A 26,747-nucleotide genomic window follows, 5' to 3' on the forward strand; every position below is an offset into this window, starting at 1 on the left:
TCGCACAGACCGGAAGTTTTGTGGTACTTGCGAAGGGAGTGGGCGCTAACAGGATGCGGAAGAAGGGCTAGAACAAGAGTAGCGGCCGTTTCCAGGCGGGCAAAACAATGAAAACAAGATGCCGGGCTGAAGCCCGGCATCTACAAAATCGGGAGGAAAAAGAGTTTTTCCGCAGTCTGGTAAGACTGCCGCCTGCACCCCCAGCATTTGCGGGTGTTGCAGCAGATCGCGGGGGAAGCGGAACACAGGCGGGCGAACTGAATCGTCCGCGTGCCAGCGTGCCACCTTTGAAAGCTTCGGAGAGATTCCTCGCTTCACTCAGAATGAAGGTGTTTGGTTGGTCGTCTTTGCGAAAGGTGCGGGTCAGAGGCGGGGTGCGGGGGATTGCGCGAGGATCTGCCGGTAGTAATGCTCGTAGACGGGGATGACGTCGTTGGCGCAGTATTTTTTGCGGGCGTGGATGCGGGCGGTCTGGCCCATCTCGCGGCCGCGGTCGGCGCGGGAGAGGATGTCAATGGCGTGGCGCGCCGCATCCTCGACGTCGCCGGGGTCGATGAGATAGCCGTCCACGCCGTGCTCGACAACTTCGGGGAGGCCGCCGACGTCGCTGGCGATGACCGGGACTTCGCAGGCCATGGCTTCGAGGGCGGCCAGGCCGAAGGACTCGAGTTGCGAGGGCAGGAGGAAAAGATCGGCGAGGCCGAGCTTTTCATAGACGCGGTCGAGCTTGCCGAGGAAGAGCACATCCTTCTGCAGACGCTTTTTGCGCACGAGGAATTCCGCGGCGCCGCGGTCCGGGCCGTCGCCGATGAGCACCAGCTTGGCGGGCATCTTCTCGCGGACCTTGGCGAAGATCTCAATCACGTCGGGGACGCGCTTCACGGGGCGGAAATTGGAGAGGTGCATGAGGATGGGCTCGCCGCCAGGGGCCCATTCGGCGCGCAGGGCGGCGTCGGTGGAGCGGTGGTAGAGGTCGCAGTTTACGAAATTGGGGATAACCTCGATGGGGCGCTTGATGTCAAATTCCTGCAGAGTCTTCTGGCGGAGGTATTGGGAGATGGCGGTGACGCCGTCGCTTTGCTCGATGGAGAAGCGGGTGATGGGCAGGTAGCTGCGGTTGCTGCCGACCAGAGTGATGTCCGTGCCGTGCAGGGTAGTGATGAAGGGCAAGCGGCGGGGCGCGGCCATGGAGCGGGCCAGGAGCGCGCTCACGGAATGGGGAATGGCGTAGTGCACGTGGAGGAGGTCGAGGGATTCGGCCTCGAAGACCTCGAGCATCTTGGTGGCCAGGGCCAGGGTGTAGGGAGGGTGATCGAAGAGCGGGTAGGAGACGACTTCGACCTCGTGGAAATGGATGCGCGCGGTGCCCAGGTCCATGCGGACGGGCGGGGCATAGCTGATGAAGTGAATGTCGTGGCCGCGCGCGGCCAGCTCCATGCCGAGCTCGGTGGCCACGACGCCGGAGCCGCCGTAAGTGGGATAGCAGGTGATGCCGATGCGCATGGTTGTTCGCAGCCGCGAAACGTCCCGAGACACTACCACGCCGCGGCCCGGCTTGCGAGCCCGCGGCACGGGTGCTAGAGTCGCGCGGCGGCGTCTGCGGCCGCGCTTTGTTCCTGATGACCGCAAAGCGGTCAACACTTAGACGCGGGAGCTGGAGAAAACGTGACACGGCTGGCGGGGAAAATCGCGCTGATCACCGGCGGGGGAACGGGCCTGGGGCGCGCCTGCGCCCTGCGTTTTGCCCAGGAGGGCGCGCGAGTGGCGTTGGCTGGGCGGCGCCTGGAGCCATTGGAAAGCGCCGCTGCGGAGATACGCGCCGGGGGCGGAGAAGCACTGGCCATCGCCTGCGACGTGACCCGCGCGGGAGATGCGGCGCGCGCGGTACGCGAAACCGCAGCGCGCTTCGGCGGGCTGCACGTACTCGTCAACAACGCCGGAATGCTGCACGTTTCCAGCGTAGAGAGCATTTCCGAGGACGACTGGGACCGGGTGCTGGAGGTGAATCTCAAGGGGCCATTCCTGATGTCCCGGGCGGCGCTGCCGGAGTTGCGCAAGGCCGGCGGAGGCGCCATTGTGAACATCGGCTCGATTCTGGGACTGGTGGCCATGAAGGAGCGCGCCGCGTACTGCGCCTCCAAGGGGGGAGTGACGCTGCTAACCAAGGCCATGGCCTTGGACCACGCCCACGAAAATATTCGCGTCAACTGCATCTGCCCTGCGATCGTGGAGACGGACCTCGTGAAGGAGCTCTTCACCCGCGCACCTGATCCGGAAGCGGCGCGGCGCGCGCGCCTGGCCACCATTCCCCTCGGGCGCATGGGGCAGCCGGAGGACGCCGCGCATTTGGCCGTGTACCTGGCCTCGGAGGAATCGGCCTGGGTGACCGGGGCGGCCATTCCCCTGGACGGCGGGCTGACCGCGTATTGAAGAAGGAGAGAGGAAGAGACCGCACCGGAACAAGGAGCAGCAGAGCTTATGACATCCAAACTGATCGAGCGGGCCCGCTGGCTGGAGAGAGAGGTGCGCAAGCGGATGAAAGAGAGCAGCGCGACGCAACTGCTGGGGTTTTCGCTGGAGGCGATCGAGGAGGGACGCGCCGTGCTGCGCATGGACATCCGCGAGCGGCACAAGCAAATCCACGGCGTGGTGCACGGCGGGGTGCTGGCGGCGCTGGCGGACAATACCGCGGCGATTGCCGCCTATACCATGATTGCGCGGGGCCGGGAGCTGGCCACGGTGGAAATGAAGATCAATTTCCTGATGCCGGTGGCCGGCGAGCACGCCATCGCGGAGGCGCGGGTGCTACGCGCCGGACGGAATTTTATCGTTACGGAATGCGAGATCCGCACGCGCAAGGGGGAACTGGCGGCCAAGGCGCTGCTGACGTTCGGCGCCGCAGGGGGATATTCGCTGCGGCGGTAGAGTGGAGCGCCCCCGCGGGTTGCCTTCTTGAACCAGCGCTACTCGTTGCCGTTCGAGGAGCTTTCGTCGCCATCTTTGAAGACATACTTGATGGCTTGCTTGAAGACGAGCAGATTGGGGCTGCCGGTCCTGGTCAGCTTGATGCAGTCCCGGTCATACCACTCGATGACGCCGTGCAAGGTTTCGCCATCCAGTAGAACGACGGTCATGGGCAGGCGCGCCTGCATCTGCTTGACCCAGTAAAAATTCTCGGCGTGGGTCACTTCGGGCGGCGCGGGCTTCTTGGTAGGAGCCGGGCCTTGCGGAGTGCGCCCCGGGCCAGAGCCCATCTCCCGCCCCTCCGGGAAACCCGGACGGAATAATCTACGGTTCACCATGGAAACTCCTCGACGAAATACAACCAGGTGAGATCTAACTCTGAGGATAAGACGCGCCGCAATGCATTTTGGTTACCTCCACAAAGTATTTTCGTGAAGTGCCGCGGAGTTAGCGCGGCGGTCAGCGAGGCCGGGGAGTAGCGGAGGGCCGGGCCGGGGTGGCGGCTGCGAGTTCCGTGGCCAGGGCGTCCAGGCCGAGTTGCCGGTTGAGGTTGCGGCGGGCGCCGGCGGCCAGTTCGTCCATGCCGGCGATGGCGCGCTGGACCCAGGGGGCGTCCACGGCGCGGCTCAGGGCTTGCAGTTCGCGGGCCAACGCGGGATTGCGCAGCAGCGGCTGCTGCACCCCGGCGGTGAGCTCCAGGAGGTCGGTCAGGAGCATATAGAAGACCGCGAGCTGCTGGTCGAAGGAGGTCTCGCGGCTCTTGGCCAGGGCGGCGGTTTCCGCGAAGAGCTGGGCAAAGCCCTGGCCGCGCGCGGCGCATTCCAGAATGCGCAGGGCGTCGCGGCGCAGCTTCATTTCGACTTCCACATCCATGGCCATGGCCAGGCCGGGGCTGCCTTCGGAAAGCTGCGCGGCAAGCTTCAGGTCGGCGGGCGTGCATGCGGGCTGTTCGCCGGGAGGCAGCTTGCGCAGCAGCTCTTCGACCTCGGAGGTCTCCAGCGGCGCAAAATGGAACTGCAGACAGCGCGAGACGATGGTCAACAGCAGCGCGGTGGGGGACGGCGCCAGGAGGATCAGGGTGGAAGACTCCGGCGGCTCTTCCAGGATTTTCAGGCAGACGTTGGCGACGTCCCAGCGCATGGTCTCTGCGCCGTCCAGGATGAACACCCTGCGCTTGCCCTGGGGCGCGAAGTAGGCGGCGCGCTGCATGGCGCGGATCTGCCCGATGCGCAGCATGGGCCGAGCCACCGGAGTGCGCAGACGCACGGGGTCCGGCACGAGGGCCCACACGTCGGGATGGGTCTGCAGGATGAGGGGCATGCGCTCGACCAGCGCAGCGTCGGCGCTTTCGCCGCGTTCGGTGAGCCCCTGGGCGATGAGCGGCTCGGGCTGCGCCAGCAGGCCGATGCGGCGGCAGGGATCGCATGCGCCGCAGAAATCATCGGTCATCCGCTCGCAGTTGGCGGCCTGCGCGAACATGCGCGCCAGGGTGAATTTGCCGAGGCCGCGCGGCCCGGTGAAAAGCAGCGCGTGGGGCACGCGTCCGGTGCGCAGGGCGCCGCGCAGGGCGGCCACGATGCGCGGGTTGCCATGAAAGTCGGAGAAGGGCATCGCTCAGCCTCGCTCCGCGGGGGCCGGGGCGGAGCCGAGGACGGGCTCGACCGCCGCGAGCACGTCGCGGGCAATCTCTTGCGGGGAGCGCATCGTGCCGCGCGCCGCGTCGATGCACTCGATGCACACCCAGCCGGGGCGCCGTGTCAGCTCGTCGTAGACGGCCGCGGCCTCTTCCAGGTGGCGAATGCTGGCCTCCTGGATATCGTGGCGCGCGGTGGTGTAGGCGCGTTCGGCCTTTTGGGCGATGAGAGTCTGTGCCTGGCGCGGCGGTACACGCAGGTAGATCACGCGGGCCTCGCGCGGCAGCGCATAGATGGTGTATTCCAGATGCTCGATCCAGGCGATGAAGGCATCGCGTCTCTCGCGCGGCGCGCGGGCGGTCTGGTGCGCCAGATTCGAGGCGATATAGCGGTCGGCAAGAACGACGGTACCCGCCGCCAGGGCCGCTTCGATGCGCGGGCGGGCCTCGAAGCGGTCGCCGGCATAGAGCAGCGCGGTGAAATGCGGGTCCACGGTTTCCAGGGGGCCGAATTCGCCGTTCAGGAACTGCGCGACCATCTGGCCGAACCACGACTCGTACTGCGGAAAGCCCACGCGCACGACGGTGTGGCCGCGGGCCACGAGCGCCTTTTCCAGCAGCTCGACCTGCGTGCGCTTGCCGCTGCCGTCGATCCCCTCGACGGCGATGAGTTTGCCCGAATGGGACATTGGCGAAGTCAGCGCCAGTCTAACCGCAGACGCGGGCCTCTGCAACGCCGCGCATGTTAGGATTCTGTCCGGGATGAGCAGTCCTGCCATTGCCGAGAATCTGCGGGAGATCCGGGAGCGCATGGCGCGCGCGGCGGCCCGCGCGGGCCGCCGCGCAGAGGAGATTACGCTGATCGGGGTGTCGAAGACGCACGCCGCGGAAGCGATTCGCGAGGCCTTCGCCGCCGGGGTGCGCCACTTCGGGGAAAACCGCGTGCAGGAGTGGGAAGGGAAGCGCGGCGCCGTCCAGGATTTGCCGGCGACGTGGCACCTCATCGGCCACTTGCAGAGCAACAAGGCCGCGCGGGCCGCGCGGCTTTTTGATAGCGTGGACTCGCTGGACGATGCCGTTCTGGCGCTGCGGCTGGACCGGGCGCGGGCGGAAATGGCCGCCGCAAAGAAACTGCGCGTGCTCATCGAAGTGCGTGTCGCGCCGGAAGAGACCAAGAGCGGGGTTGCGGAGGCGGGACTTGGGGCGCTGGGAGAAAGGATTTGCGCGTTGCCGCAGCTCGATCTGGCCGGGCTAATGTGCATCCCGCCGTTCCTCGAGGATCCCGAGCAGGTGCGGCCGTATTTCCGGCGGCTGCGCGAACTGCGCGATGCTCTGGCGCAGCGGCTGGGGCGGCCGCTGGAGGCGCTGTCCATGGGCATGTCGCACGATTTTGAAGCGGCCATCGAAGAGGGGGCCACGGAAGTGCGCGTGGGCACGGCGCTCTTCGGCGAACGTCCAGGGACATAAGGAGAGTGGCCGCTTGCTTGACATTCGCCAACGCGATGGAAGCGTCACCTTGTCCGTGCGGGTGCAGCCGCGCGCCAGCAAGGACGAGATTGCCGGGGTGATGGGCGAGGCCCTGAAGGTGCGGCTGCAAGCGCCGGCGCTGGAGGACCGCGCCAACGAGGCGCTGTGCGAATTCCTGGCGCGGCTTTTGAAAACGCCCAAGTCGGCTGTTAGAATCGTGAGTGGAGCGCGCAGCCGCACGAAGCGCGTGGAAATCCGCGGGGTGACGCCGCAGCAGGTGCTGGCGCTGCTGGTGCACGAGGCCTAGGAAGCTGCTGGAAGAAAAATCTCAGGGTTGTCATTTGGAGCTACCGCGACCATGACTGCCGACCTATCCGCGATCCAGAGTGACCTGCGGGCCGCCAAGCTCGACGGGTGGCTGTTCTACGATTTTCGGGGGCGCGATCCCATCGCGCAGCGCATTCTGCAGTTGCCCGAGGGCATGCGCACGCGCCGCTGGTTCTACTACGTGCCGGCCAAGGGCCGCCCGCGCAAGCTGGTGCACCGCATCGAGCAGGCTTCGCTGGCCGCGCTGCCCGGAGAGACGCTGTACTACGCGGCGCAGGAGGAGCTGCAGAAGAATCTGCGCAAGCTGCTGGGGCGGGGCGGGCGCACCGCCATGCAGTACTCGCCGAAAAACGCCATTCCCTACGTCTCCATGGTGGACGCCGGCACGATCGAGCTGGTGCGCGGCGCCGGGGCCAAGGTGGTCAGCTCGGCGGACCTGGTGCAGAAGTACGAAGCCTGCTGGAGCGCCGCGCAGCTGGAGTCGCACCTGGCGGCCGGCCGCGAGATCGACCGCATCGTGCGGGAAGCCTTTGCCTATGTGACGCGGTGCGTGCGCGAGAAGAGAACCATCACGGAATACGACCTGAAGCTGTGGTTTCTGGCGCAGTTCGATGCCGCCGGCCTCACTGCCGACCAGGGGCCGGACATCGCGGTGAATGCGAATGCCAGCGACCCGCACTACGGACCCGGGCCTGAGAATTCCTCGCCAATCCGCGAAGGAGATCTGCTCCTTCTGGACATCTGGGGGAAGCAGAAGAAGCCGGGAAGCGTCTATTACGACATCACCTGGACGGGTTACTTGGGCGTGAAGGTGCCGGAAAAGTACGCCAAGATTTTCAACATTGTACGCGCCGCGCGGGACCGAGCCGTGGAATTTGTGCGCAAAGGATTGGCCGCGGGGAAGCCGCCCGAGGGCTGGCAGGTGGACAAGATTGCGCGCGGGGTGATCGAAAAGGCCGGGTACGGCAAATATTTCTTTCATCGCACGGGGCACAGCATCGGGGAAGAAGTGCACGGCAATGGCGCGAACATAGATGGCTGGGAGACGCACGACGTCCGGCACCTGATCCCGCGCACTTGCTTCTCGATCGAGCCGGGAATCTACCTTCCGGAATTTGGAATTCGCAGCGAAATCAACGTTTACGTGACGGAGCGCGAAGCGCGCGTCACCGGCGCGGTGCAGACGGAACTGCCCGCGCTGCTGGCGGAGCGATGACCGAAACCAACATGCCGAACAACGGAGATTTTCTCGCCCATTCGAAGCGCGAAGGCTACGCCCTGGCCCTGGCCGTGGCCGGGTGGGCGGTGCCCGGCCTGGGCCACGCATTGCAGCGCATGTGGGGCCGCGCGCTGACCTTTTTTCTCTGTGTGGGGCTGCTGGTGGTCGTAGGGGCGCGCGCGCGGGGCAACGTCTTCACAGCGGGGCCCGGCGACGCCTTCGACACCCTCGGGTATGTCGCGGACCTGGGCACCGGAAGCTTCTATCTGGTGGCGCGCGACATGGAAACGGACGGTGCGGATGTTTCGCGTTCCGGGGGAGATTACGGTACGCGTTTTCTGGCCACTGCCGGCGTGCTGAACCTGTTGGCGGCGCTGCACGCCTACGAAACCGCGCGCGGACGAAAGGCCTGACGGAATTCCCCCATGACACTCACACACCTGCACGGCATGCTGCTGTTCGCGCTAATCGTTTCGGTGGCCTTCGGCTTTCTCAGCCGGCGGCGCCCGCTGGACCGCGTGAAGTACATCGTGTGGTCGCTCTTCCTGTTTCTGCTGGTGGGCATCGGCATCGGCTGGGCCATGTATCCCTTCTCCCGGTGAATTGCCGCGCAACCGAGGAAACGCAGGAATTGCGCGTGGCTGCGCGAATTGACAGAAATTTTCCGCGAATGCTACAGTGGATTGGTTCAGCCGAGGTAGCTCAGTGGTAGAGCAGCCGATTCGTAATCGGCAGGTCCGGGGTTCAAATCCCCGCCTCGGCTCCAGATTTTTTCTAACTTACTTCTTTTCAATCAGTTATCTCATCCAATTTTGTACCCGCTAAAAACTCAGGGTTCCGAGAGAGGCGGCGGCCGCCTTCGTCCTAGTCTTGCGCGCCGATTACGGCCTGGCCGAGGGCAAGGCCGCCATCGTTGGGCGGGACAATTCTGTGGGTCAGCACTTCGAAATCAGCCTGGAGGAGGCGAGCCTTTGTTAGCTGGAGGAGGAGCACATTTTGAAAGACTCCTCCGGTGAGAGCGACGCGCTGAATTCCGGTTTCTCCGCGCAAGCGGTTGCAGACGCTAACGGCGCAATCCGCGACGGCGGTGTGAAATCGCGCGGAGATCACGGCCGGCGGAATCCCGCCCAGCAGTTCACGGACGATGGACCGGAGAACCGGGGAGGAGTCCATCCCGATCTCCCCTTCGCCGGACAGGGCAAACTGGTAGCCCTCCACGGGCTGCGATTCCGCGCGCATTTCGAGTTCGATGGCGGCCTGAGCTTCGTAGGATGCGAAGTGGCAGATTCCAAGCAGCGAGGCCACGGCGTCGAAGAGACGTCCCATGCTGCTGGTCTGGGCGCAGTGGAATCCCGTCTCCATCTGCCGTTGCAGGACGGCGAGTTCCTGCACGGAAGCGGCGGCCACGCAAGGCAGCTCCGGGAGCCAGGGGATTCCGGCGGCGTGCAGGTGCGCGAGAGCGATGCGGTAAGGACGTTTCACAGCGGCGTCGCCGCCCGGGAGCGGCACATAGTTCAGGTGTGCCGCCCGGCGGAAGGAAGAATAGTCCGCGAGGAGAATCTCGCCGCCCCAGATCGCGCCATCGGTGCCGTAACCGGTGCCGTCGAAAGACACCCCGATGACCGGTTGCGAACCATCCAAGCCGTGCTCGGCCATCAGGGAGGCGACGTGGGCGTGATGATGCTGGACCTGCAGGAGCGGAATCCCATGCTCTTCCGAAAATTTCGTGGCCCAGCGCGTGGACAAATATCCAGGGTGGAGGTCGCAAATCACACGCTGCGGCGTGCAGCGAAAGAGGGACTGCAAATGGGAAAGGCTGCGCTCGAAGGCTTGCTGTGTTTCCAGGTTTTCCATGTCGCCGATGTGCGGGCTCAGGTAGGCGTAGCGGCCTTTTGTCAGGCAGAAGGTGGATTTCAACTCCCCGCCGACAGCCAGCACGGCCTCTGCGCTCCGGGGGAGCCGCACCGGCAACGGAGCATAGCCCCGAGCCCGCCGCAGCGGCAGCTCGCGGCCCTCGTGGATGCGGGTGACGGAGTCGTCGCAGACCACGTGAATTTCGCGGTTGTGGAGGAGGAAGAGATCGGCGAGTGGGGAGAGGCGCTGGATGGCTTCCTCGTTGACTCTGCAAATCGGCTCATCGCTCAGGTTGCCGGAAGTCATGACCAGGGGCCGGTCCGTGAGCAGGAGATGATGGAGCGGAGAGTAAGGCAGCAGGAAGCCAAGAAGAGCAGTGCCGGGAGCCACAAAGGGGGATAGAGGGGTGCTTTCCTTCCGACGCAAGAGGAGGATGGGCCGTTCGCGGCTGGTCAGAAGGGCCGCTTCCTCTTCGCTGACTTCCGCGAATTGGCTAACCTGCTCCAGATCGCGAGCCATGACGGCGAAGGGCTTGTCGCCGCGGCCCTTGCGGGAGCGCAATTCGCCGACGGCGTCCGAATTAGTGGCATCACAGGCCAGGTGGAATCCGCCGATGCCCTTGATGGCGACGATGCGGCCGGCGGCGAGGGCCTGGCGGACGGCCTCCAGTGCGGCTGGCCCCACCTGGTTTCCGGGATGCAGCCACACGTGGGGACCGCAGACGGGACAGGCGTTGGGCTGGGCATGATAGCGGCGATTGAGCGGGTCCCGATATTCCGCGGCACAGGCGGGGCACATCGGAAAGGAAGCCATGGTGGTGAGGGGGCGGTCATAAGGGATGTCCCGAATAATGGTGAAGCGGGGACCGCAGTTTGTGCAATTGATGAAAGGATAGAGATAGCGGCGGTCAGCGGGGTCGAACAACTCCTGCAAACAATCCGGACAGGTGGCCACGTCGGGGGAGACGGGGGTGCTCGGCCCCGTCTGCGCCGTACTCTCGTGAATCTCGAAAGAAGAGCTGCCTTGGGGTGCGACGGATTGGACGTGGACGGAATCGATGTGGGCCAAGGGCGGGAGTTGCGACTGCAGATCGGAGTGAAACTGTCGTAGAGCGTCGGGCTGGCCCTCGACCTCGATGTGGACTCCGTCGGAGCGATTGGCCACAAAGCCACACAAACGGTGGCGAGACGCGAGGGTGTAGATGAAGGGGCGAAAGCCGACTCCCTGCACCACCCCCTGCACCAGCAGCCGCCAGCGCGCCATGTCGTTCATGGATGAGGGGCCATAGTAAGCCGCAGATAGAGCAAGTTCATGCCACAAAACTGGAGACTTGCCTTGGTCATGCTCAGGTCCTAAAGGAGGATTGTGCCATGGCGCCCAATACTCCTGCACCGCTTTCTCCCCAGAAGCAACTGCAGGCACGGCGAAATGATGGCTGGATTTCTGCGGCGCGGGAGTCCGGGATTCCGAATCCCCGCCTGGGCTCCCTTGCAATTCCCGCCGCAGCCGGCGGGTATAACTCACCCACTTAACTGCGCGGATTCCAACTGGCGTAGAAGTCGTTGGAGTCGATGGGCTTGCTGTTGATGCCGAGCTGCAGGATCTGCATCTGGCTGGCGCGGTCGAAGACTTTGCCGGGGAAGAAGAACTTGGTGAGCATGCGCACGCCCCCGAAGGCCACGCCGAAGACGATGGCCACAACTAGGATGACGCCGGTGCCCAGGATAGTGTTGACGACCATGACCGGCCAGGGCGCATCGGTAAGAGTCTGCGATTTTTCGTTCCAGGTGACATTCGTTTCATAGCGCACGGCGTCGAGAAGGGCTTGCGAGCCACGCGGGACGCCTGCTGCGGGGGCCAGAACCAGCGAGAGCAGGGAACCCTTGCGCCGCAGAGGCAGCTCCGCCGGCGGCGCCACGGAGCGCAAAGCGGTTTCGATGTGCTTCTGGTGGAGTCCCGCGGCTTGTGGCGTGGGGTATTCGAACAGCAGCACCAGGGACTCTTCGCGGCCGAGGCGGTAGCGGGCCAGCATGACCTCCGCGCCGGAAGCGAACCCGGCCTTGTCCGCAAGCGCCGCGATCTCGGGTTTCCCGAGAGCCACGGCCTCGGCGCGGAGCCCCGCCGGGCCAAGGAAATACTTTTCCGTACCGCTGAGCTTGCCGCGCAACGGGAGATAGGTGCGAATGGGAGGCAGCGGAGTCTTGTCGGCGGTGCGCGCGAGAGTGGCCGCCAGCGCGCGCAGATCGGCGAGCGAGGCGCCAGCGAGCCCGCGGGCTTCCAGGAGCGAAGCGCCGGAAAGGATCAGCGCGGTGTCGCGGCTCACCGCAGCGTACTCCGCCAGATCGGAATCCGCCATCTCCGGGGTGCGCAGATAGGTGAAGGCGGCGTAAGCGCCGCTCGGATCGTGCAGTTGGTAAAGGGTCAGGGTCAGCGTGCGTCCGCTGCTGGCATAGGCACGGCGGGTCACGCCGTCCAGCCCGGCTTCCTGCAGGACAGCCACGGCTTCGCCCGAGGGCTTGCCGGGAGCATCCACGGCGGTCTTTACCGCGGGTGCCGAGGAACTCCAGCCCCCGAAATGGTCGGGCAGGCCCTGCTGGGCGCGGAGAGCCGGGGCCAGGCAGAGGCCGAGAAGAAACACGAAGATAAGAGCGCGACGCATGGGTACAGTTATATTAGACACTAACAGACTACTGTTGGTTGCGTGATTGTTCAACTGCAGCGGCCGGGGCATGCGGGCGGGGGGGGGCATTCCGTGCCGGGAGGTTGTAGGTCACACTGTTGAGGCTTTTGAGGTAGCTGGCGACACCCTGGTAGAGGCCGTCGGCAACACGCTGCCGGTAGTCGGGCTTCTTGAGCAGCTTTTCGTCCGCGGGATTGCTGAGGAAGGAGATCTCCGTCAGGATCGAAGGCATATCCGCCCCGATCAGCACCACGAAGGGGGCCTTGCGCACGCCGCGGTTCTTCACCCGGCGGCTGGTCTTCTGGACGCGCTGGGCCAGAGAATCCTGGATGTCCGAAGCCAACTCGCGCGACTCTTCGATCTTTTCCGTGCGCGCGATCTTCTTGACCAGGTCCTGCAGTTCGTGGACGCCGCCGCTGGCCATGGCGTTTTCGCGGGCGGCCACGTCCATGGCTTCGGGCGAGCCACGCAGGTTCAGGTAGTAGGTTTCCACGCCGCGGGCCGCGTGATCGTGGCTGGAGTTGGCGTGGATGGAAATGAAGAGGTCAGCCTTGGCCTCGTTGGCGATTTCCGTGCGCCGCTCGAGGGGCACAAAGGTGTCGTCCGGGCGCGTGAAGATCACCTCCGCGCCGGGCAGCTTCTGTTCGATGACCTTGCCGAGGCGCAGGGCGATGTCCAGGCAGAGATCCTTCTCCAGCAGGCCGGTGGGGCCAATGGTGCCGGTGTCGTGGCCGCCATGTCCGGCATCAATCACGATACGCCCGATCTTCAAGCCCAGGGTGCGGGTGAGGGTGGCCTGGCCGTCGCGTGTTGGCAGCGGGGCACTCGGCGGGACGGCGTCGCGTTCCGGCCCGGCGGCTCCGTCCTTGCGGCTGTGCGTCAGGGAACTGTTATTCACCGCCGGGGAATCGTGCGCCGCGCCGCGAATCCTGGAATCCGCTAGTTCGGCGGAGCGGGCCGCGGCGGTATCCGCGGGCTCAACGGGAATCTTCCTGGCCACGGCGGGCTGCAGTGCGGGCTTCGCGGCTGTTTTTTCGGCGACGTTTTCGGGCGCGCCTTCCAGGCGGGTCTTGCGCGCCGCACGCAACGCCGCCGCGGAGGCATACAGGTCCACCGTCAGGCGCGGGGGATTATCGCTGACCGCCGCGGTATAGCCGCGCACGCCGGCGACATCCAAAACCATGCGCACGGTGCCCGCGTGATTCTGAGCCATGCGTACGGCCTTTAGCATCTCCCCGCTCACCGTGATCGTGCGGCTGGCCATTTCCGGGGTCAGCCGCGCAGCTTGCAAATCGAAATAGATACGGTCCGGATTGCGGATGCGCGCCGAGGTGTAAGTGACTTTGTCTTCGAGGTCGACGACCACGCGCGCGGAATTGGCCGTTATGGTCGTGGAGATCCCCTTGACGCGGGGAATTTCCATGGAAGCGGAGGGGGAGGGGGCTGCCGCTGCGGGCTCGGCCACCGCCGGCTCTTCCTTCATCTTGGCGGAGCGCGCGGGGGCTTCCTTTGTAACTGGGACCGCGAAGCGGTCAACGGGCGTGCCGGGAGGCGCCGGTAGTTCACCGCGCTGCAGCAAGGCCAGTTCGGCAAGCGCTTCCTGGGCTTCGCGGCGCCGCGGCGAACGGCGGTAGCGCTTCAGAAACTCTTCATAGGTTTTCGCCGCCAGCGCGGGATCGCCAAGCTGGTCTTTCTGCAGGTGCGCCATGCGCAACATGGCGTCGCTGCAGGAGTGGCTCGCGGGATATTCGTGCAGCAGAAACTGGTAGGTGTCCACGGCGGCCTGGAAATATCTGCGTCCGAAGCGGTCGCCCATCTCGGCATTCAGTTCGGCCACCGCCAGCAGCGCGTCCGGCACTTCCACGGCGTGCGGAGTGATCAGATAGACGCGGCGATAGGTGGAAACGACCTGCTTGTATTCGGCCAGAGTACGCTCGGCGAGCGGCTTGCTGTTCAGCGCGGCGCGCTGCTCTTCGCCGCGGGAAAACTGGGATTGCGCGGCTTGGCGCTTAAGGTCGGTGGTGTGGGTGGCGAAGGCGGGAAGGGTCAAGACAAAAGACAGCGAAGCGGCGGCGAAAGCCGCGCGAAGCCTGCGGCAGGTAAGCAATTCGAGCACGCCTAACATCTTCCCCCAACCCCTAATCGTTCCTGAAGATGATGCGGCCCTGGGCGTCCGTCTCCTTGTGGATGGCGCGCGAAAAAGTCCATCCCGAAGCAAGGCGGCCGGAGCCAGGCCGGAAATACGCATTCTGCACTTTCTGGACGTAATCCCGCGTTTCGCGGAATGGGGGAATCCCACCGTGGCGATCCACGGCCCCCTCACCCGCATTGTACGCCGCCAGGGCCAAATCCAGGTTGCCTTTGTATCGTTGTAGCAACCTCTTCAGATAGCGTACCCCGGCGTCCACATTTTCCTGCGGGTTGAACGCGTCGTCCACTCCAAATCGTTGTGCCGTCACTGGATGCAATTGCATCAGTCCCACTGCACCGCGCCGCGACACCGCCGAAGGATTCCAGCCGGACTCGGTCTGAATCACCGCGCGGACCAGTGCGGGGTCCACGTTGTGCCGGTCGGCGGCCTCCCGCACGATGCGCTCCGCCCCGTCGCGGTCGAGATGTACGGCCGGCCGGGACTGGCCGATAAGCGAGGGCGCAGGAGGGAGGTAGATGGCCGAACGTGGCTTTGCGGGAGTACCCTTGACGAGAGCTGGGGTGTTGCCGTTGATGAACAACCGCCGGCCGCTCTCGTCATGGACCGCAGCGATCTGGGCGCTCCCCGGAACAGCAAGCAAGAGCTGTATTCCCAGAAAGATAGAGCCCGTTATGGTTATGCGATGTGCCATCGAACCCTGGGAAAGGCAAAACGATTTCCGTTACCGTAGCCCTATAGAAACCCGTGCCCAAGGCAGGGGTGTGTCTCCTGTCGGACACGTTTCTAGCGCTGCCCAAAATTATAACAACGGGTCAAGAAGGGAGGGGAGGGTCTGCAAGGTACTTTTTAGGGCGGATGTGTCCTTTCCGCCAGCCTCGGCCAGATCGGGTCGGCCACCCCCGCTGCCGCCGACTAGCTTGGCCAGGGCCTGAACCAACTTTCCGGCATGGACACGATTGGTCAGGTCCTTTGTAACTCCAACAATTAAAGATACTTTTCCGTCGTCTACGGTTCCCAGGGCGACCACGCCAGAGCCTAGTTTCTGGCGCAGACTATCCACCAACTGGCGGAAGCTCTCCCGGTCTACCCCGGTCACTTCCTCGGCTATGACCTTGACCCCCTTGACCAACTGAACCCGGCTGGCTAGCTCGTCCATCTGGCCAAGAGCCCCCTTGCGTTTCTGGGCCTCCAGTTCCTTTTCCAAGTGCCGGGCGGTGTGGGTCAGCTTCTCCACCGTGGCCCGAAGGGCCTCCTCGCCCACGTTCAGGGCGCCGGCTATCTGGGTCAGGAGCTGGGCCTGGTGCTGGTAGTGCTCCAGGGCTCCGGTTCCGGTGACGGCCTCGATACGGCGGACGCCCGCAGCGACGGACTGCTCGCTGACGATCTTCAGGACGCCGATGTCGCCGATGCGCCGCACGTGCGTGCCGCCGCACAGCTCCTTGCTGTAGAAGCCGCGCGGCGCGCGCGGATCGGGAATCGTCACCACGCGGACGTTGTGCTCGGGATACTTGTCGCCGAAGAAAGCCAGCGCGCCGGAAGCCAGGGCATCCTCGAGCGAGGTGACGGCGGTCTCGATCTCGGTGTTCTGGCGGATCTCGTCGTTGACCTGCTGCTCGATCTCGCGCAGTTCTTCGGGAGCCACATGGGTAAAGTGGGAAAAGTCGAAGCGCAGACGCTCCGGGGCATTCAGCGAGCCGGCCTGCTTCACATGCACGCCGAGGATGTTGCGCAGGGCTGCGTGCACCAGGTGCGTGCCGGTGTGGTTGCGCTTGATCTGCTCGCGGCGCGCGGCGTCTACGACCACCGCCACGCGATCGCCCGTGCGCAGCGTCTCCTTGGCCACGATCTTGTGGGCGATGAGCCCGGCGACGGGGTAGTAGGCGGCCTGTACATCCGCGAGCAGCAGCGATTCGGAATTGTCGTAAAACGCTCCGATGTCGGAGACTTGCCCGCCCGATTCCGCGTAGATCACGGTGCGGTCGAGGACGATCTCGGCGGTTTCTCCGGCGTTGATCTCGTGCACCAGGCCGCGTTTGGTCACGATGGCCTCGATGCGGCAGTCGCGCGTGTTGGTAGCCTGGTAGAAGTCGGCTTCGGTGCGGAAGGTCTCCGCCAGCTTGGCGTAGGCCGGATTGGCCGCTTCCTTTGTTCCGCCCTTCCAGGAGGCACGCGCCCGCGTGCGCTGTTCGTTCATGGCCCGGTCGAAACCCGCCTCGTCGAACTGGATGCCCAGGTCGCGTGCGGCGTCCAGAATGAAATCCATGGGCAGGCCGTAGGTATCGTAGAGGCGGAAGGCGCTTTCCCCGGTGTAGATTGCCGGGGCGGCGGTTTTCTGGGCCGCCAGCGGCTTCAATTCGTCTTCGAGCTTGCGCAGGCCGATGTCCAGGGTGTGGCTGAAGCGCTTCTCTTCGCTGAGAACGATCTCCGGCACGCGCGCCGCGGCCGCTTCCCGCAGCTCGGGATAAGCATCGCCCATCAGTTCGCGCACCGCGTGCACCATTTCGAAGAGGAACGGCTGGGTCACTCCCAGCAGCCTCCCGTGGCGGATGGCCCGGCGCATGATCTTGCGCAGGACGTAACCGCGCCCTTCGTTCGAGGGCAGGACGCCGTCCGTGATGAGAAAAGTCGTGGCCCGCGCGTGGTCTGCGATGATGCGCAGGGAAGCAGCGCCGCCCTTGCCGGCCTCCATCTTCAGTTCCTTCTCGAAATTGACCCCGCAAAGTTCCGCGGCGCGCTGCATCAGGGGCACAAAAAGATCGGTGTCATAGTTGGAAATCTTGCCCTGCACCACCGCGGCCAGGCGCTCGAGGCCCGCTCCGGTATCGACTGACGGCTTAGGCAACGGGGTGAAATTGCCGGTGGCGTCGCGATTCCATTGCATGAAGACGAGATTCCAGATTTCGACATAGCGGCCGCAATCACAAGGAAACTTACAATCGGTGTGGCCTTGCTCAGATGCCGCAGGCCCCATGTCGTAATGAATCTCACTGCACGAGCCGCACGGACCTGTATCGCCCATGCTCCAGAAGAGTTCTTTGATTCCCCTATCTCCTGAAAGAGAAAGGATCCGTTCAGTTGGCGCACCCATGGCCTTCCAAGAATTCAGGGACAGGTGATCAAGGCCGATCTGAACGCCAGGAGCCATATCTGCGCCGCCAAACACCGTGAAGTACAGTTTGCCGACGGGGATGTCGAACCATTTGGGCGAAGTGAGCAGTTCCCATGCGTAGGCGATGGCTTCTTCTTTGTAGTAATCGCCGAAGGAGAAGTTGCCAAGCATCTCGAAAAAGGTGTGGTGGCGCTTGGTGAAGCCGACATTTTCCAGGTCGTTGTGCTTGCCGCCGGCGCGCACGCATTTCTGGGCGGTGGTGGCGCGCTTGTAGTCGCGCTGCTCCAGCCCCAGGAAGACGTCCTTGAACTGGTTCATGCCGGCGTTGGTGAACAGCAGCGTGGGGTCGCCGATGGGCACGAGCGAGGAGCTGCGCACCCTGCGATGGCCCTGGCCCTCGAAGTAGCTCAGAAATTTTTCGCGGATCTCGTTGCCGGTCACGGATACCTCAGTGGAAATCCACCCACAATTCATTATCGCAGAGGGAGAAGAGATGCCGCAATTGGAAGACGGGGCGCCGGGAGGTCCGGTGGGACTTATGTCACAGCGCGGGTTGCCAGCCGGGTTGTAGGCTTTCCGTGGAAGCCGTACGGGGGCAGCAGAACCCAGCCCTCGAAGGAGAGAAGATGGCCAGCGCACCCGTGAGTAATACGAGCAAGCCGCGGTGGCTCGACGCGAAGACACAATCCATCATGGAGCGCACCATCACGCGCGAGAAGGCGCTCTCCACGCTGCTGATGACCTACATCCTGACCGGGCTGGCCTTCATGCTCTTGCCGGGAACCTTTCTCGGCGTCTGGAACCTGATTTCCATCAGCAAGCTGCAGGCGGCCCAGTCGGTGGCTCCCGGCTGGATTCAGGCGCACGGTCACGCCCAGATCTTCGGCTGGGTGGCGACGTTCATTCTAGGCATCGGTTTTTATTCCATCCCCAAGCTGCGCAAGATGCAGCCGTTTTCGCTCTGGCGCGCATGGGTTTGCTGGGTGCTGTGGACGACGGGCGTCCTGCTGCGTTGGGGCGCGACCATCCAGCCCTGGCACTGGCGCGCGCTGCTGCCCCTTTCCGCGTTGCTCGAGCTGGCGGCCTTCGCCCTGTTTTTCTTCACCATCGGCCCCGCGCATGCCACCATCAAAAATGAAAAAATGGCCTGGGACACCTGGGTGTATGTGGTCATTGCGGCCACGGCCGGACTGCTGCTCACCCTGCTCCTCCAGGTCTTGGAAACATTCTCGCTCGCGCTGAGTGGCGCCTCTCCCGCCTTTCCGCATCTCTTCGACCAGCGCTATCTCGTCGTCGCCACCTGGGGATTCCTCGTGCCGATGGTCTGGGGATTCAGCGCCCGCTGGGTGACCGTGTTTCTCGGGCTGCGGCCGCTGCGTTCGAGGCTGCTGACTCTGGCCGTCGTGGCGAATTCTCTCGGCGTCCTGGCTGCGCTTTTCGGAGCCTTCGCCCTGGCCGCCGATGTGCTCCTCGCGGGCGCCCTCTGCGCGGGAGCGGCGATCCGCATCTTCGAACCGCCGGTGAAAACGCCCAAGGTTGGCGGCGTGCATTCCAGCTTTCCGTATTTCGTGCGGAGCGCCTTCGTCTGGCTGGGCATCTCCGCGCTGCTGGGCATCTGGGCCTCGCGGAATCTCCTGGGGAGCGCCGGGATTCTGGGGGCTTCGCGGCACGCCCTGACCGTCGGCTTCGTCGCGGCCATGGTGTTCAGCGTGGGGCAGAGGATTCTGCCGTCGTTCTGCGGAATGCGCGTGCTGGCCAGCCCGCGGCTGATGTTCGCCGGGCTGGCGCTGTTGATGACCGGCTGCACGCTGCGGGTCGGCTCGGAAATCCTGGCCTATCAGAACTTCGCAGCCTGGGCCTGGAAGCTCCTGCCCGTCTCCGCCATCATCGAAATGACCGCCGTGACGCTCTTCGCGGTCAATCTTGGCTGGACGTTCCTGCGCCCGCCGGTCGTCGCACCCAGCCCGCTCACCCAATTTGCGGAGTAATCCTGATCCGCAGGGGCGCGATCCAGCGTGCCCTTACGGCGGTGAGCCGGAACGATTGCGCGCCGTTGATCCTTACGCGGACTCTCCGGATGCATCTCCCATGTCCGGAACATCTTCCTTGGTCATGGCGCGCAGCTCGCGGCGGATGATGTCGGTGGGGAAGCCGGCGCGGAGCAGGCTGCGGTAGAGCGAAGCGATCTTGCGCACGTCGATCTCGCCGCGCAGCAGCTTGAGCTTGCGCGCGATGCGCTGGCGCACCAGGGCGGCCTCGTCGGTCACCTGGGAGATCTCTTCCAGGGCGGCTTCGATTTGCCGGTCGGGCACGCCGCGGGCGCGCAGGTCGCGGGCGATGCGGAACTTGCCCTGGCGGCGGATTTCGCTGCGCTGGCGCACGAACTGTCTGGCGTAGCGCGCGTCGTCGAGCAGCCCCGCGCGCTTCAGGCGCTCCAGGACGGGCTGCACCAGGGTCTTGTCCTCCGCGCGGCGCTCCAGCGCCTGCTTCATTTCGTGCACGGAGTGTGCGCGGCGCACCAGGGCGCGCAGCGCGGATTCATAGAGGCCGGATTCGGAGTCGAGCTTGCGTGGGGAGCGCACCGGGGAAGGATAGAAGCAGGAGACGCAGGAAGCAAGGCGGGAAGGAAAGTTGAGGGTTTGCGGAGCCGAGCGGTGCAAAAGGGGAAGAGGTCCGGGCCTCCTCCGGTTCTCATTTCTTTCCATCTTTTCGAGTTTGCAGGGTTCAACTGCTTTTATTTTTTCGAGAAGCGCTCGAAATCCGCCATCTGCTTTTCCATCTCTTCGCGCGCGGCGTCGGCGGTGGAGCGGATGCCTTGCAGGCGCAGCTTGAATTCGTCGGGGTTGGTGGCGCGCGTGAGAGCTTCGTCCATAGTGATGAGTTGCTTGGTGTAGAGGTCGAAGAGCGACTGGTCGAAGGTCTGCATGCCGTACTGGCTGGTGCCGGCGGAGATGGCGTCGTGGATCATGCGCGTCTTGTCGGGATTGATGATGCAGTCGCGGATGTAGGCGGTGGCGATCATGATTTCCACGGCGGGCACGCGGCCCCTGTCGTCGGCGCGCCGCACCAGGCGCTGGCTGATCACGGCCTTGAGCGTGGAAGCGAGCTGCAGGCGGATCTGCTTCTGCTCGGGCGGCGGAAAGACGGCGATAATACGCTGAATGGTCTCGGTGGCGTCCAGGGTGTGCAGGGTGGAGAAGACCAGGTGGCCGGTTTCGGCGGCCAGCAGGGCGGTGGAAATGGTTTCCAGGTCGCGCATTTCGCCGACCAGAATCACGTCAGGGTCCTGCCGCAGGGCAGCCCGGAGCGCGGAAGCGAAATTGGCGGTGTCCACTTCGACTTCGCGCTGGTTGATGAAGCTGCGCTTGTCGCGGTGCAGGAACTCGATGGGGTCTTCGATGGTGATGAGGTGGTCGGCGCGATTGGCGTTGATGCGGTCGATCATCGCCGCCAGGGAGGTGGATTTACCGGAACCCGTGGTGCCGGTGACCAGCACCAGCCCGCGCTGCTCTTCGCAGATCTTGTTGATGACCGCGGGAAGGTTCAGCTCTTCGATGGTGCGGATCTTGGTGGGAATGACGCGCAGCACCATGCCCACGTTGCCGCGCTGCTGGAAGACGTTGACGCGGAAACGCCCCAGGCCCGCCACGCCATAGGCCATATCCAGTTCCGCGGTTTCCTTGAATTTCTGCTTCTGGCGGTTGGTCATCATGCTGAACGCCATGGAGAGCATCTCTTCCGGCGTGATGCGGGAGACGTCGCTGATGGGAGTGAGCAGGCCGTCCACGCGCAGATAGGGATGGTTTCCGACCTTCAGGTGCAAGTCGGAGGCCTTGTTTTCGACGGCGCGGCGGAGAAGATCGTCAATGCTCAGTGCCATGTCGTGTAAACCCCGCAGAGGCCCGCCGAAGCGGGGCCAAAGCCGACACTAGCACCGGCCCCTGGCGGCGGCAAGGCGCATGCCGCGCGGAGTTGCTCGACAGTAACCCGGGGGCCAAAGCGGGCCGCGCGATGGGCAGATTCAGCTTTTCTTCAGGAACAGCGAATCGTAGAGCAGGCCGGCAAGGAAGCCTCCGGCCAGCGGCCCCACCCAGTAGACGCCATGATTGGCCCAGTGACCGGCGGCCAGCGCGGGACCGAAGGCCCGTGCGGGGTTCATGGCCGCGCCGGTCAGCGGGCCGCCCATGAGGACGTCCATGGTGATGGTCAGGCCGATGCCGAAGCCGGCGATCTTGTTAAAGGCGCCCTTCTCATCTACCGCGGTGGCAAAGACCACCAACACGAGGAAGAAGGTCATGACGCTCTCGAGGATCATGCCGTTGAGGCGCGTGAAGTCGCGCGCCAGGTCCGGCGTGCCCAGGGCCACGGCGCGCCAGGTGTCTTCGGGAACGAGCATCTTCAGCAGAAAGGCGGCCGCCACTGCGCCCGCCAGTTGCGCCGCCCAGTACCCCACGACCTCCAGAGTGCTGAAGCGCTTGGTCACCCAGAAGCCGATGGTCACCGCGGGATTGAAGTGGCCCCCGCAGATGTGGCCCAGTGCTGTGATCATGATTCCTATCGCCAGCCCATGCGCGACGGCAATCCCCAGGAGACCCGGCCCACCCGTGCCGTGCAGGAACTGATCCGCACAGATGGAGCCGGCTCCGATGAAGATCAAGGTGAACGTGCCGATGAATTCGGCGACAAGTTTCTGCGGCATGCTGTACATCGAGGTAGCCTCCGGCCGGATCAAGCAGGCGGGCAGCATCCGGCTGTGCCTATCGCGCGGATTCTACTCAAACCCGCGCGGGCAGTCAAAACAACTATTGAAAGATGGGAAAGGGTGGCGGAGCGCTGAACTGTTGAACAATTCAAACGTTCAACGGTTCAACGGCGTAGCGCAAGTGCCGCCGGAAGGAGAATGCGCCCCGCGGGTTACCGGGAAGTGCCTACGGCCGCGGCGCACGGCGTGAGCCAGTTGTGGCGGTCGGGCTTGGTACCGCTGGTCAGGGCGAAGAACTCTTCCTGCAGGCGCCTGGTGACCGGTCCGGCCACGCCCTTGCCCACCTGGATGTGGTCCACCGAGCGGATGGGCGTGACCTCCACGGCCGTGCCCACGAAGAAAACCTCATCCACGATGTACAGCATCTCGCGCGGGATGATCTGCTCCTTCACCGGGATCTTCAGGTCCTCGCTCAGCGTGAGCACCGCGTCACGGGTGATGCCGGGGAGCACGCTTGCGCCCAGCGGCGGCGTATACAGCGTGCCGTTATGCACCAGGAAGACATTCATCCCCGAGCCTTCGCTCACGTAGCCGGCAGTGTCCAGGGCGATGCCTTCGGCAAAGCCGTTGGTGGCCGCTTCCATGCGGATGAGCTGCGAATTCATGTAATTGCCCGCGGCCTTGGACATCGCCGGAAGCGTGTTCGGGGCGATGCGCGTCCACGAGCTGACGCACACGTCCACGCCCTTGGCCAGCGCTTCCGGTCCGAGGTAGGCGCCCCACGACCAGCAGGCCATGTAGCACTCCACCGGAGAGTTCATCGGGTTCACCCCGACATCGCCGTAGCCGCGCAGCGCCAGGGGCTTGACGTAGCAGGACTTCAGGTTGTTGCGGGGCACCAGCTCGGTGGCCACCTTGCAGAATTCGTCCACGGAGTAGGGCAGCTCCATGCGGTAGATCTTGGCGGAGTTGATCAGCCGCTGCATGTGCTCCCGCAGGCGGAAGATCGCCGGGCCCTGCTTGGTTTCGTAGCAGCGGATGCCCTCGAAGACCGCGGAGCCATAGCTCACCACGTGCGAAAGCACGTGCAGCGTCGCGTCGTCCCAGTTGATCCACTTCCCGTTGTGCCAGATCTTCTCCGTCTTCTGAATGGGCATGTGCTCTCTCCGGTAGTTGACTCTCGGCCCGCCTGGCTGCGCGGCGCGTGCGGCGTGGCTTGCTCTTTTTTGCCGCGCAGGTGCAGGAAGTCCTTGCGCCTGCTCCCGGCAGAATACGGCAGGGGTGGGGGAGCGTCAATGCGCCGTTGGTTCTGTTCCGCGGCCGCCGCAACCAATTTGGCGCGCGGCCAATTTGGCGGTGCGCGTGCGCCGACTCCCGCAGGGCTCAGCGCGGAGCTTTGGCGGGTTCCGCGGGCGGCTCTGGCGCCGCCTCCGGTGCGGTCACCATCTTGTACGCCGACTTGGCCTGCCCCTGGATGTGCCCGTACTTGCTTTCCCAGGCGCCCAGAAGCAGGAACGGCAGAATCGTGGCCACGGCCCACAGCTTGGCGCGGCTGGGCACCTTCTCGCCCGGCTCCCAGCGGAACAGTTGCGTCGAAATAAAAAACGCCAGGATCGCCCATGCGCCCAGCGCGGTGATCTCCACGCGCAGCGCCCAGAGGCCGGCTCCGAGCAACATAGCCTTCTGCAGGCCGATCACCACGTAGGTTGCGGGCAGGAAAACCGCCAGGTGCTGCACGACGCGCGGCAGCATGGGCAGTGGAAACGTGGCGCCGGAGAAAAACATCAGCGCGTACCAGACGATCTGGCAAATCACCTGGGTCTCCTGCATCGAGTTGGTCACGCTGGCCACGATCAGCCCCAGGGCCGCGAAAGAAATAGTCGCCACGCTCACCAGTATCGCCAGCGAGAGCAGGCTGCCGAACTGCGTGACGTGGAACAGCCAGCGCGCCAGCAGGATCTCGATGACCACCGTGGGCATCGTCAGGATGTAGTTCGCCGCGATGCTCGACGACAGCATGTCCGCCGCGGTCACCGGCGCCAGCCGGAAGCGCCGCAGGATGCCCTGCTCGCGGTACATCACCAGATTGGCGCTCAGGCCCCAGAAGCTGCCCATCACCGTCAGCGAAATGACGGGGCCGAGCAGGTAAGTCACCATGCGCGGCTCGCCCTTGGCGAAGATCCCCGCAAACAAGAAGAACAGCCCCAGCGGCATGAGCAGCGTGAAGAACAGGAAAATTTTGTTGCGCATCGTCAAGCGGATGCGGTTGCTGGCCAGTGTGACGAAGTGCTTCAATCCCGGAGTCTCCTTCCGGTCAGCTCGATGAACACATCCTCCAGCGAAGGCGTGGAAATCTCCAAATTGACCAGCTCGTTGCCTTCCGCTTCCAAGTGCTTCACCAGGGCCACGATGGCTTGCGGTGGGCGGTGGCAGTGCAGAATGAAGGCGCCGTCCAGGGGATGGCAGTCGGTCACGCCGTCCAGGCCCTTGAGGGTCGCTTGCGAGGTGGGTTTGGCCAGGCGCACCTCGATCCGCGTGGTATCCCCGGAGCGCTGCTTCAGTTCGCGCGGCGTGCCCTGCGCGATCACCTTGCCGTGGTCCACGATGGCCACGCGATCGCACAGCCGCTCGGCTTCCTCGATGTAGTGCGTGGTCAGCACGATGGTCTTTTTCTCCCGCCGCAGCTCTTCGATGACGTCGTAGATCTCCCGGCGCACCTGGGGGTCCAGTCCCGCGGTCGGCTCGTCGAAAAAGAGCACCCGCGGGTCATTCACCAGGGCCATGGCCAGCGCCAGGCGCTGCTTCTGCCCGCCGGAAAGCGTGCTGTAGAAGGCGTTGCGCTTTTCGGCCAGCCCGAAGCGCTTCAGCAGCTCTTCCGGGCTGCGCCGCCGCTCGTAGAAAGTCGCGAACAACTTCAGCGCTTCCAGCACGCGCATCTTGTCCGGAAGGGAAGTGGCCTGCAGGGTGGCCCCGATCTCGCGCTTCAGTTTTTCGGGGTCGCGCTGCGGGTCCAGCCCGCAGACCGATACCCGCCCGCCGTCCAGCGTGCGCAGCCCTTCCAGAATCTCGATGGTGCTGGTTTTGCCCGCGCCGTTCGGCCCCAGCAGGCCAAAGACCTCGCCTTCCTGGACTTCGAAGCTCACGCCGCGAATCGCTTCGACGTCGCCGTAGCGTTTGCTCAGGTTTTCGACCTGCAAGATGGAGTTGGACATGTTCGGTTGACCGCTTTGCGGTCGCACTCGAAAATTTGACCGCTCTGCGGTCACGCTCGAAAAATGACCGCTCTGCGGCCGCACTCTAAAAAAGAACCTATAGCATACCGCACATTGCCGCCCGCACCTGCATCGCCGCGCGGCTGGCCCTATTTTTCTTTGCTGCGCAAGGGCGCACTCTTGCGTTTCGGGGGTTTACGGTTCGGAGTACCGGGGGTCCAGAGATAGCGCTTCAGGTCCACGCGCGATTCCACGACCAGCACGCCTTCCGTCTCCAGAAGTTTGCGCTGCAGACCGGCGTAGGGTTCGCGGATTAGGATGCGCCCGCCGGCGCCGAGCACGCGGTGCCAGGGGATGCCCCGCCCGGAGGGACTCGCGGCCATGGCGCGGCCTGCGGAGCGTGCCCCGCCGCGCAGGCGCAGGGCTCGCGCCAGCGCCCCATAGGTTAAAACCCGGCCGCGCGGAATTTGTTTCACCAGCTTGTAGACCGGCTCCCAGGACATTGTCAGGCCGCCCTTCTCCCCGGATGGAAACCGCGATGCTAGGCGCGCCGCCGTTTTCGCGCAAGACAAAAAGCGCTCCGCGGGGTTTAACAGGTGTGTGTTGCGGGCGAGCGGCGGGAAAGAGCGCGGCGAAGTACAGGTAAAGGACAGGTAACCGCTTGGAAGCAACCTTTGTTTCGAGGCGGCATCGAATCTTTACAGCGGTAGTGGAAGAGACGTACACTACACGCAGATTCGAGTTTGCGAGGTGCCCTGATGGCTTTTGTTCGCCGCAAAGGCAATGTCTTCTACCTCGTGCACAACGTCCGCCGCGGCGGCAAGGTGCAGCAGCTGCACCTGGCGCGGCTCGGCGAACGCGCGCGCATCACCGACGAGGTGGTCCGCCAAGTCTCCAAGAAGCACCCCTTCGTCGAACTCAACTGGAACGCCCTGCGCGAACAGCTCAACAGCCAGCTGGATCTCGCGGATCCCCAATCTCCCGCCGTCCAGAAACTTGTGGCCACGCTGCGGGCTCTCAATCTCGACCTGGCGGATCTTTTTCCGCCGCTTCTCCGGCTTTCGGAATCCCCGCAGATGGCACAGGAGATCCTGCTGCAGCTTCGGCTGCTGCAATCCACCATCCAGGTCAAACTCGACCAGTTCGACCGCTCGCACGGAGGATTCATGAAAGCGAACGCGCAACTGCGGGCTCGCTAGGAGGCAGCCATGGCCGCTCAGGCACTAAAACTCGATCCTGGTTTACGCAGCACGGATACGCTGGAATTTGCCGAGGCGTTGCGGGCGAAAATCGTGGGGCAGGAAGAGGGCGTGCAGGCGCTGGTGGACCTGTATCAGGTATTTTGCGCGGGGTTGAACTCGCCGGGGCGCCCGGTGGGCAACCTGCTGTTTCTGGGGCCGACGGGGTCGGGGAAGACGCGCATCGTGG

General features: G+C 64.5%; 26 protein-coding genes and 1 tRNA gene. 11 read left to right on the top strand and 16 right to left on the bottom strand.

Going from position 1 to position 26,747, the window contains the following annotated elements; genetic code table 11:
• Nucleotides 1-363 precede the first annotated feature (363 nt).
• Complete coding sequence (gene bshA, locus LAN61_14455) at nt 364-1,503, bottom strand: N-acetyl-alpha-D-glucosaminyl L-malate synthase BshA (GenBank protein MBZ5541716.1); 1,140 nt, start codon at nt 1,501-1,503, stop codon at nt 364-366.
• Between the two features lie 162 nt (nt 1,504-1,665).
• Between bshA and LAN61_14460 the strand changes: the two genes are divergently transcribed.
• Both LAN61_14460 and LAN61_14465 read left to right on the top strand, forming a co-directional pair.
• Nucleotides 1,666-2,430 carry an SDR family oxidoreductase gene (locus tag LAN61_14460; protein MBZ5541717.1) on the top strand — a complete coding sequence of 255 codons (765 nt, stop codon included), beginning with the start codon at nt 1,666-1,668 and terminating at the stop codon, nt 2,428-2,430.
• Nucleotides 2,431-2,478: 48 nt separating this feature from the next.
• The gene (locus tag LAN61_14465) at nt 2,479-2,925 is read left to right on the top strand and encodes a PaaI family thioesterase (GenBank protein MBZ5541718.1); all 447 of its coding nucleotides are present in this window, start codon (nt 2,479-2,481) and stop codon (nt 2,923-2,925) included.
• A gap of 38 nt (nt 2,926-2,963) precedes the next feature.
• Here LAN61_14465 and LAN61_14470 read toward each other — a convergent pair whose 3' ends face one another.
• From LAN61_14470 to LAN61_14480, 3 genes are all read right to left on the bottom strand, one after another.
• Entirely contained in the window at nt 2,964-3,254 is a 291-nt protein-coding gene (locus tag LAN61_14470; GenBank protein ID MBZ5541719.1) for an RNA chaperone Hfq, read from the bottom strand.
• Between the two features lie 169 nt (nt 3,255-3,423).
• A complete protein-coding gene (locus LAN61_14475; GenBank protein MBZ5541720.1) occupies nt 3,424-4,575 on the bottom strand; it encodes a DNA polymerase III subunit delta' in 1,152 nt (383 codons plus the stop codon).
• Between the two features lie 3 nt (nt 4,576-4,578).
• On the bottom strand, nt 4,579-5,286 hold the full coding sequence (locus LAN61_14480) for a thymidylate kinase (GenBank protein ID MBZ5541721.1): 708 nt from the start codon (nt 5,284-5,286) through the stop codon (nt 4,579-4,581).
• 73 nt (nt 5,287-5,359) lie between these two features.
• Here LAN61_14480 and LAN61_14485 point away from each other — a divergent pair, with 73 nt between their 5' ends.
• The 6 genes from LAN61_14485 (at nt 5,360) to LAN61_14510 (ending at nt 8,376) form a co-directional block, all read left to right on the top strand.
• The gene (locus LAN61_14485) at nt 5,360-6,064 is read left to right on the top strand and encodes a YggS family pyridoxal phosphate-dependent enzyme (GenBank protein MBZ5541722.1); all 705 of its coding nucleotides are present in this window, start codon (nt 5,360-5,362) and stop codon (nt 6,062-6,064) included.
• A gap of 13 nt (nt 6,065-6,077) precedes the next feature.
• A complete protein-coding gene (locus tag LAN61_14490) occupies nt 6,078-6,371 on the top strand; it encodes a DUF167 domain-containing protein (protein ID MBZ5541723.1) in 294 nt (97 codons plus the stop codon).
• 51 nt (nt 6,372-6,422) lie between these two features.
• Nucleotides 6,423-7,607: a M24 family metallopeptidase gene (locus LAN61_14495; protein MBZ5541724.1), complete on the top strand. Its 1,185-nt coding sequence runs from the start codon at nt 6,423-6,425 to the stop codon at nt 7,605-7,607.
• Nucleotides 7,604-8,023, top strand: a complete 420-nt coding sequence (locus LAN61_14500) for a hypothetical protein (protein MBZ5541725.1) — start codon at nt 7,604-7,606, stop codon at nt 8,021-8,023. Before LAN61_14495 ends, LAN61_14500 begins: the two co-directional genes overlap by 4 nt.
• A gap of 12 nt (nt 8,024-8,035) precedes the next feature.
• The gene (locus tag LAN61_14505) at nt 8,036-8,212 is read left to right on the top strand and encodes a hypothetical protein (GenBank protein ID MBZ5541726.1); all 177 of its coding nucleotides are present in this window, start codon (nt 8,036-8,038) and stop codon (nt 8,210-8,212) included.
• 89 nt (nt 8,213-8,301) lie between these two features.
• Nucleotides 8,302-8,376: transfer RNA gene (locus tag LAN61_14510), tRNA-Thr, on the top strand.
• Nucleotides 8,377-8,474: 98 nt separating this feature from the next.
• On the opposite strand, the gene hypF is transcribed toward LAN61_14510, so the two are convergent.
• The 5 genes from hypF to alaS all read right to left on the bottom strand — a co-directional run bounded on the left by hypF (nt 8,475) and on the right by alaS (nt 17,879).
• Nucleotides 8,475-10,736 carry a carbamoyltransferase HypF gene (gene hypF / locus LAN61_14515; protein MBZ5541727.1) on the bottom strand — a complete coding sequence of 754 codons (2,262 nt, stop codon included), beginning with the start codon at nt 10,734-10,736 and terminating at the stop codon, nt 8,475-8,477.
• A 256-nt stretch (nt 10,737-10,992) separates the two neighbouring features.
• Entirely contained in the window at nt 10,993-12,123 is a 1,131-nt protein-coding gene (locus tag LAN61_14520; GenBank protein ID MBZ5541728.1) for a hypothetical protein, read from the bottom strand.
• A 28-nt stretch (nt 12,124-12,151) separates the two neighbouring features.
• Nucleotides 12,152-14,260, bottom strand: coding sequence for an N-acetylmuramoyl-L-alanine amidase (locus LAN61_14525; GenBank protein MBZ5541729.1), 2,109 nt, complete (start codon nt 14,258-14,260; stop codon nt 12,152-12,154).
• A gap of 22 nt (nt 14,261-14,282) precedes the next feature.
• Nucleotides 14,283-14,987, bottom strand: coding sequence for a lytic transglycosylase domain-containing protein (locus LAN61_14530; protein ID MBZ5541730.1), 705 nt, complete (start codon nt 14,985-14,987; stop codon nt 14,283-14,285).
• A 108-nt stretch (nt 14,988-15,095) separates the two neighbouring features.
• Nucleotides 15,096-17,879, bottom strand: coding sequence for an alanine--tRNA ligase (alaS, locus tag LAN61_14535; GenBank protein MBZ5541731.1), 2,784 nt, complete (start codon nt 17,877-17,879; stop codon nt 15,096-15,098).
• Between the two features lie 218 nt (nt 17,880-18,097).
• On the opposite strand from alaS, the gene LAN61_14540 reads away from it, so the two are divergent.
• Nucleotides 18,098-19,393: an NnrS family protein gene (locus tag LAN61_14540; GenBank protein ID MBZ5541732.1), complete on the top strand. Its 1,296-nt coding sequence runs from the start codon at nt 18,098-18,100 to the stop codon at nt 19,391-19,393.
• 72 nt (nt 19,394-19,465) lie between these two features.
• Here LAN61_14540 and LAN61_14545 read toward each other — a convergent pair whose 3' ends face one another.
• The 7 genes from LAN61_14545 to LAN61_14575 form a co-directional block, all read right to left on the bottom strand.
• Nucleotides 19,466-19,987, bottom strand: coding sequence for a recombination regulator RecX (locus tag LAN61_14545; protein ID MBZ5541733.1), 522 nt, complete (start codon nt 19,985-19,987; stop codon nt 19,466-19,468).
• A 152-nt stretch (nt 19,988-20,139) separates the two neighbouring features.
• Entirely contained in the window at nt 20,140-21,279 is a 1,140-nt protein-coding gene (locus LAN61_14550; GenBank protein MBZ5541734.1) for a type IV pilus twitching motility protein PilT, read from the bottom strand.
• A gap of 147 nt (nt 21,280-21,426) precedes the next feature.
• The gene (locus LAN61_14555; protein MBZ5541735.1) at nt 21,427-22,113 is read right to left on the bottom strand and encodes an aquaporin; all 687 of its coding nucleotides are present in this window, start codon (nt 22,111-22,113) and stop codon (nt 21,427-21,429) included.
• 206 nt (nt 22,114-22,319) lie between these two features.
• A complete protein-coding gene (locus LAN61_14560; GenBank protein MBZ5541736.1) occupies nt 22,320-23,264 on the bottom strand; it encodes a branched-chain amino acid transaminase in 945 nt (314 codons plus the stop codon).
• Between the two features lie 226 nt (nt 23,265-23,490).
• Nucleotides 23,491-24,402: an ABC transporter permease gene (locus tag LAN61_14565; GenBank protein MBZ5541737.1), complete on the bottom strand. Its 912-nt coding sequence runs from the start codon at nt 24,400-24,402 to the stop codon at nt 23,491-23,493.
• Nucleotides 24,399-25,319 carry an ABC transporter ATP-binding protein gene (locus LAN61_14570; GenBank protein ID MBZ5541738.1) on the bottom strand — a complete coding sequence of 307 codons (921 nt, stop codon included), beginning with the start codon at nt 25,317-25,319 and terminating at the stop codon, nt 24,399-24,401. Before LAN61_14570 ends, LAN61_14565 begins: the two co-directional genes overlap by 4 nt.
• 149 nt (nt 25,320-25,468) lie before the next feature.
• Nucleotides 25,469-25,822, bottom strand: coding sequence for an MGMT family protein (locus LAN61_14575; protein ID MBZ5541739.1), 354 nt, complete (start codon nt 25,820-25,822; stop codon nt 25,469-25,471).
• Between the two features lie 255 nt (nt 25,823-26,077).
• On the opposite strand from LAN61_14575, the gene LAN61_14580 reads away from it, so the two are divergent.
• Both LAN61_14580 and LAN61_14585 read left to right on the top strand, forming a co-directional pair.
• Nucleotides 26,078-26,518, top strand: coding sequence for a hypothetical protein (locus LAN61_14580; protein ID MBZ5541740.1), 441 nt, complete (start codon nt 26,078-26,080; stop codon nt 26,516-26,518).
• A gap of 9 nt (nt 26,519-26,527) precedes the next feature.
• Nucleotides 26,528-26,747 (top strand): ATP-dependent Clp protease ATP-binding subunit (locus tag LAN61_14585; GenBank protein MBZ5541741.1); only part of this gene is annotated, 220 nt, incomplete at its 3' end.

It is taken from the genome of Terriglobia bacterium, from assembly GCA_020072785.1.
GTDB lineage: Bacteria > Acidobacteriota > Terriglobia > Acidiferrales > UBA7541 > Acidiferrum.

Bases quoted from the DNA above. Each gene is read 5' to 3' on its own strand.
- LAN61_14470 (MBZ5541719.1), bottom strand. From the start codon at position 3,254: ATGGGCTCTGGCCCGGGGCGCACTCCGCAAGGCCCGGCTCCTACCAAG.
- LAN61_14530 (MBZ5541730.1), bottom strand. From the start codon at position 14,987: ATGGCACATCGCATAACCATAACGGGCTCTATCTTTCTGGGAATACAG.
- hypF (MBZ5541727.1), bottom strand. From the start codon at position 10,736: ATGAACGACATGGCGCGCTGGCGGCTGCTGGTGCAGGGGGTGGTGCAG.
- LAN61_14540 (MBZ5541732.1), top strand. From the start codon at position 18,098: ATGGAGCGCACCATCACGCGCGAGAAGGCGCTCTCCACGCTGCTGATG.
- LAN61_14575 (MBZ5541739.1), bottom strand. From the start codon at position 25,822: ATGTCCTGGGAGCCGGTCTACAAGCTGGTGAAACAAATTCCGCGCGGC.
- bshA (MBZ5541716.1), bottom strand. From the start codon at position 1,503: ATGCGCATCGGCATCACCTGCTATCCCACTTACGGCGGCTCCGGCGTC.
- LAN61_14495 (MBZ5541724.1), top strand. From the start codon at position 6,423: ATGACTGCCGACCTATCCGCGATCCAGAGTGACCTGCGGGCCGCCAAG.
- LAN61_14485 (MBZ5541722.1), top strand. From the start codon at position 5,360: ATGAGCAGTCCTGCCATTGCCGAGAATCTGCGGGAGATCCGGGAGCGC.
- LAN61_14580 (MBZ5541740.1), top strand. From the start codon at position 26,078: ATGGCTTTTGTTCGCCGCAAAGGCAATGTCTTCTACCTCGTGCACAAC.
- LAN61_14520 (MBZ5541728.1), bottom strand. From the start codon at position 12,123: ATGCGTCGCGCTCTTATCTTCGTGTTTCTTCTCGGCCTCTGCCTGGCC.
- LAN61_14500 (MBZ5541725.1), top strand. From the start codon at position 7,604: ATGACCGAAACCAACATGCCGAACAACGGAGATTTTCTCGCCCATTCG.
- LAN61_14570 (MBZ5541738.1), bottom strand. From the start codon at position 25,319: ATGTCCAACTCCATCTTGCAGGTCGAAAACCTGAGCAAACGCTACGGC.
- LAN61_14555 (MBZ5541735.1), bottom strand. From the start codon at position 22,113: ATGTACAGCATGCCGCAGAAACTTGTCGCCGAATTCATCGGCACGTTC.
- alaS (MBZ5541731.1), bottom strand. From the start codon at position 17,879: ATGAATTGTGGGTGGATTTCCACTGAGGTATCCGTGACCGGCAACGAG.
- LAN61_14475 (MBZ5541720.1), bottom strand. From the start codon at position 4,575: ATGCCCTTCTCCGACTTTCATGGCAACCCGCGCATCGTGGCCGCCCTG.
- LAN61_14560 (MBZ5541736.1), bottom strand. From the start codon at position 23,264: ATGCCCATTCAGAAGACGGAGAAGATCTGGCACAACGGGAAGTGGATC.
- LAN61_14505 (MBZ5541726.1), top strand. From the start codon at position 8,036: ATGACACTCACACACCTGCACGGCATGCTGCTGTTCGCGCTAATCGTT.
- LAN61_14480 (MBZ5541721.1), bottom strand. From the start codon at position 5,286: ATGTCCCATTCGGGCAAACTCATCGCCGTCGAGGGGATCGACGGCAGC.
- LAN61_14465 (MBZ5541718.1), top strand. From the start codon at position 2,479: ATGACATCCAAACTGATCGAGCGGGCCCGCTGGCTGGAGAGAGAGGTG.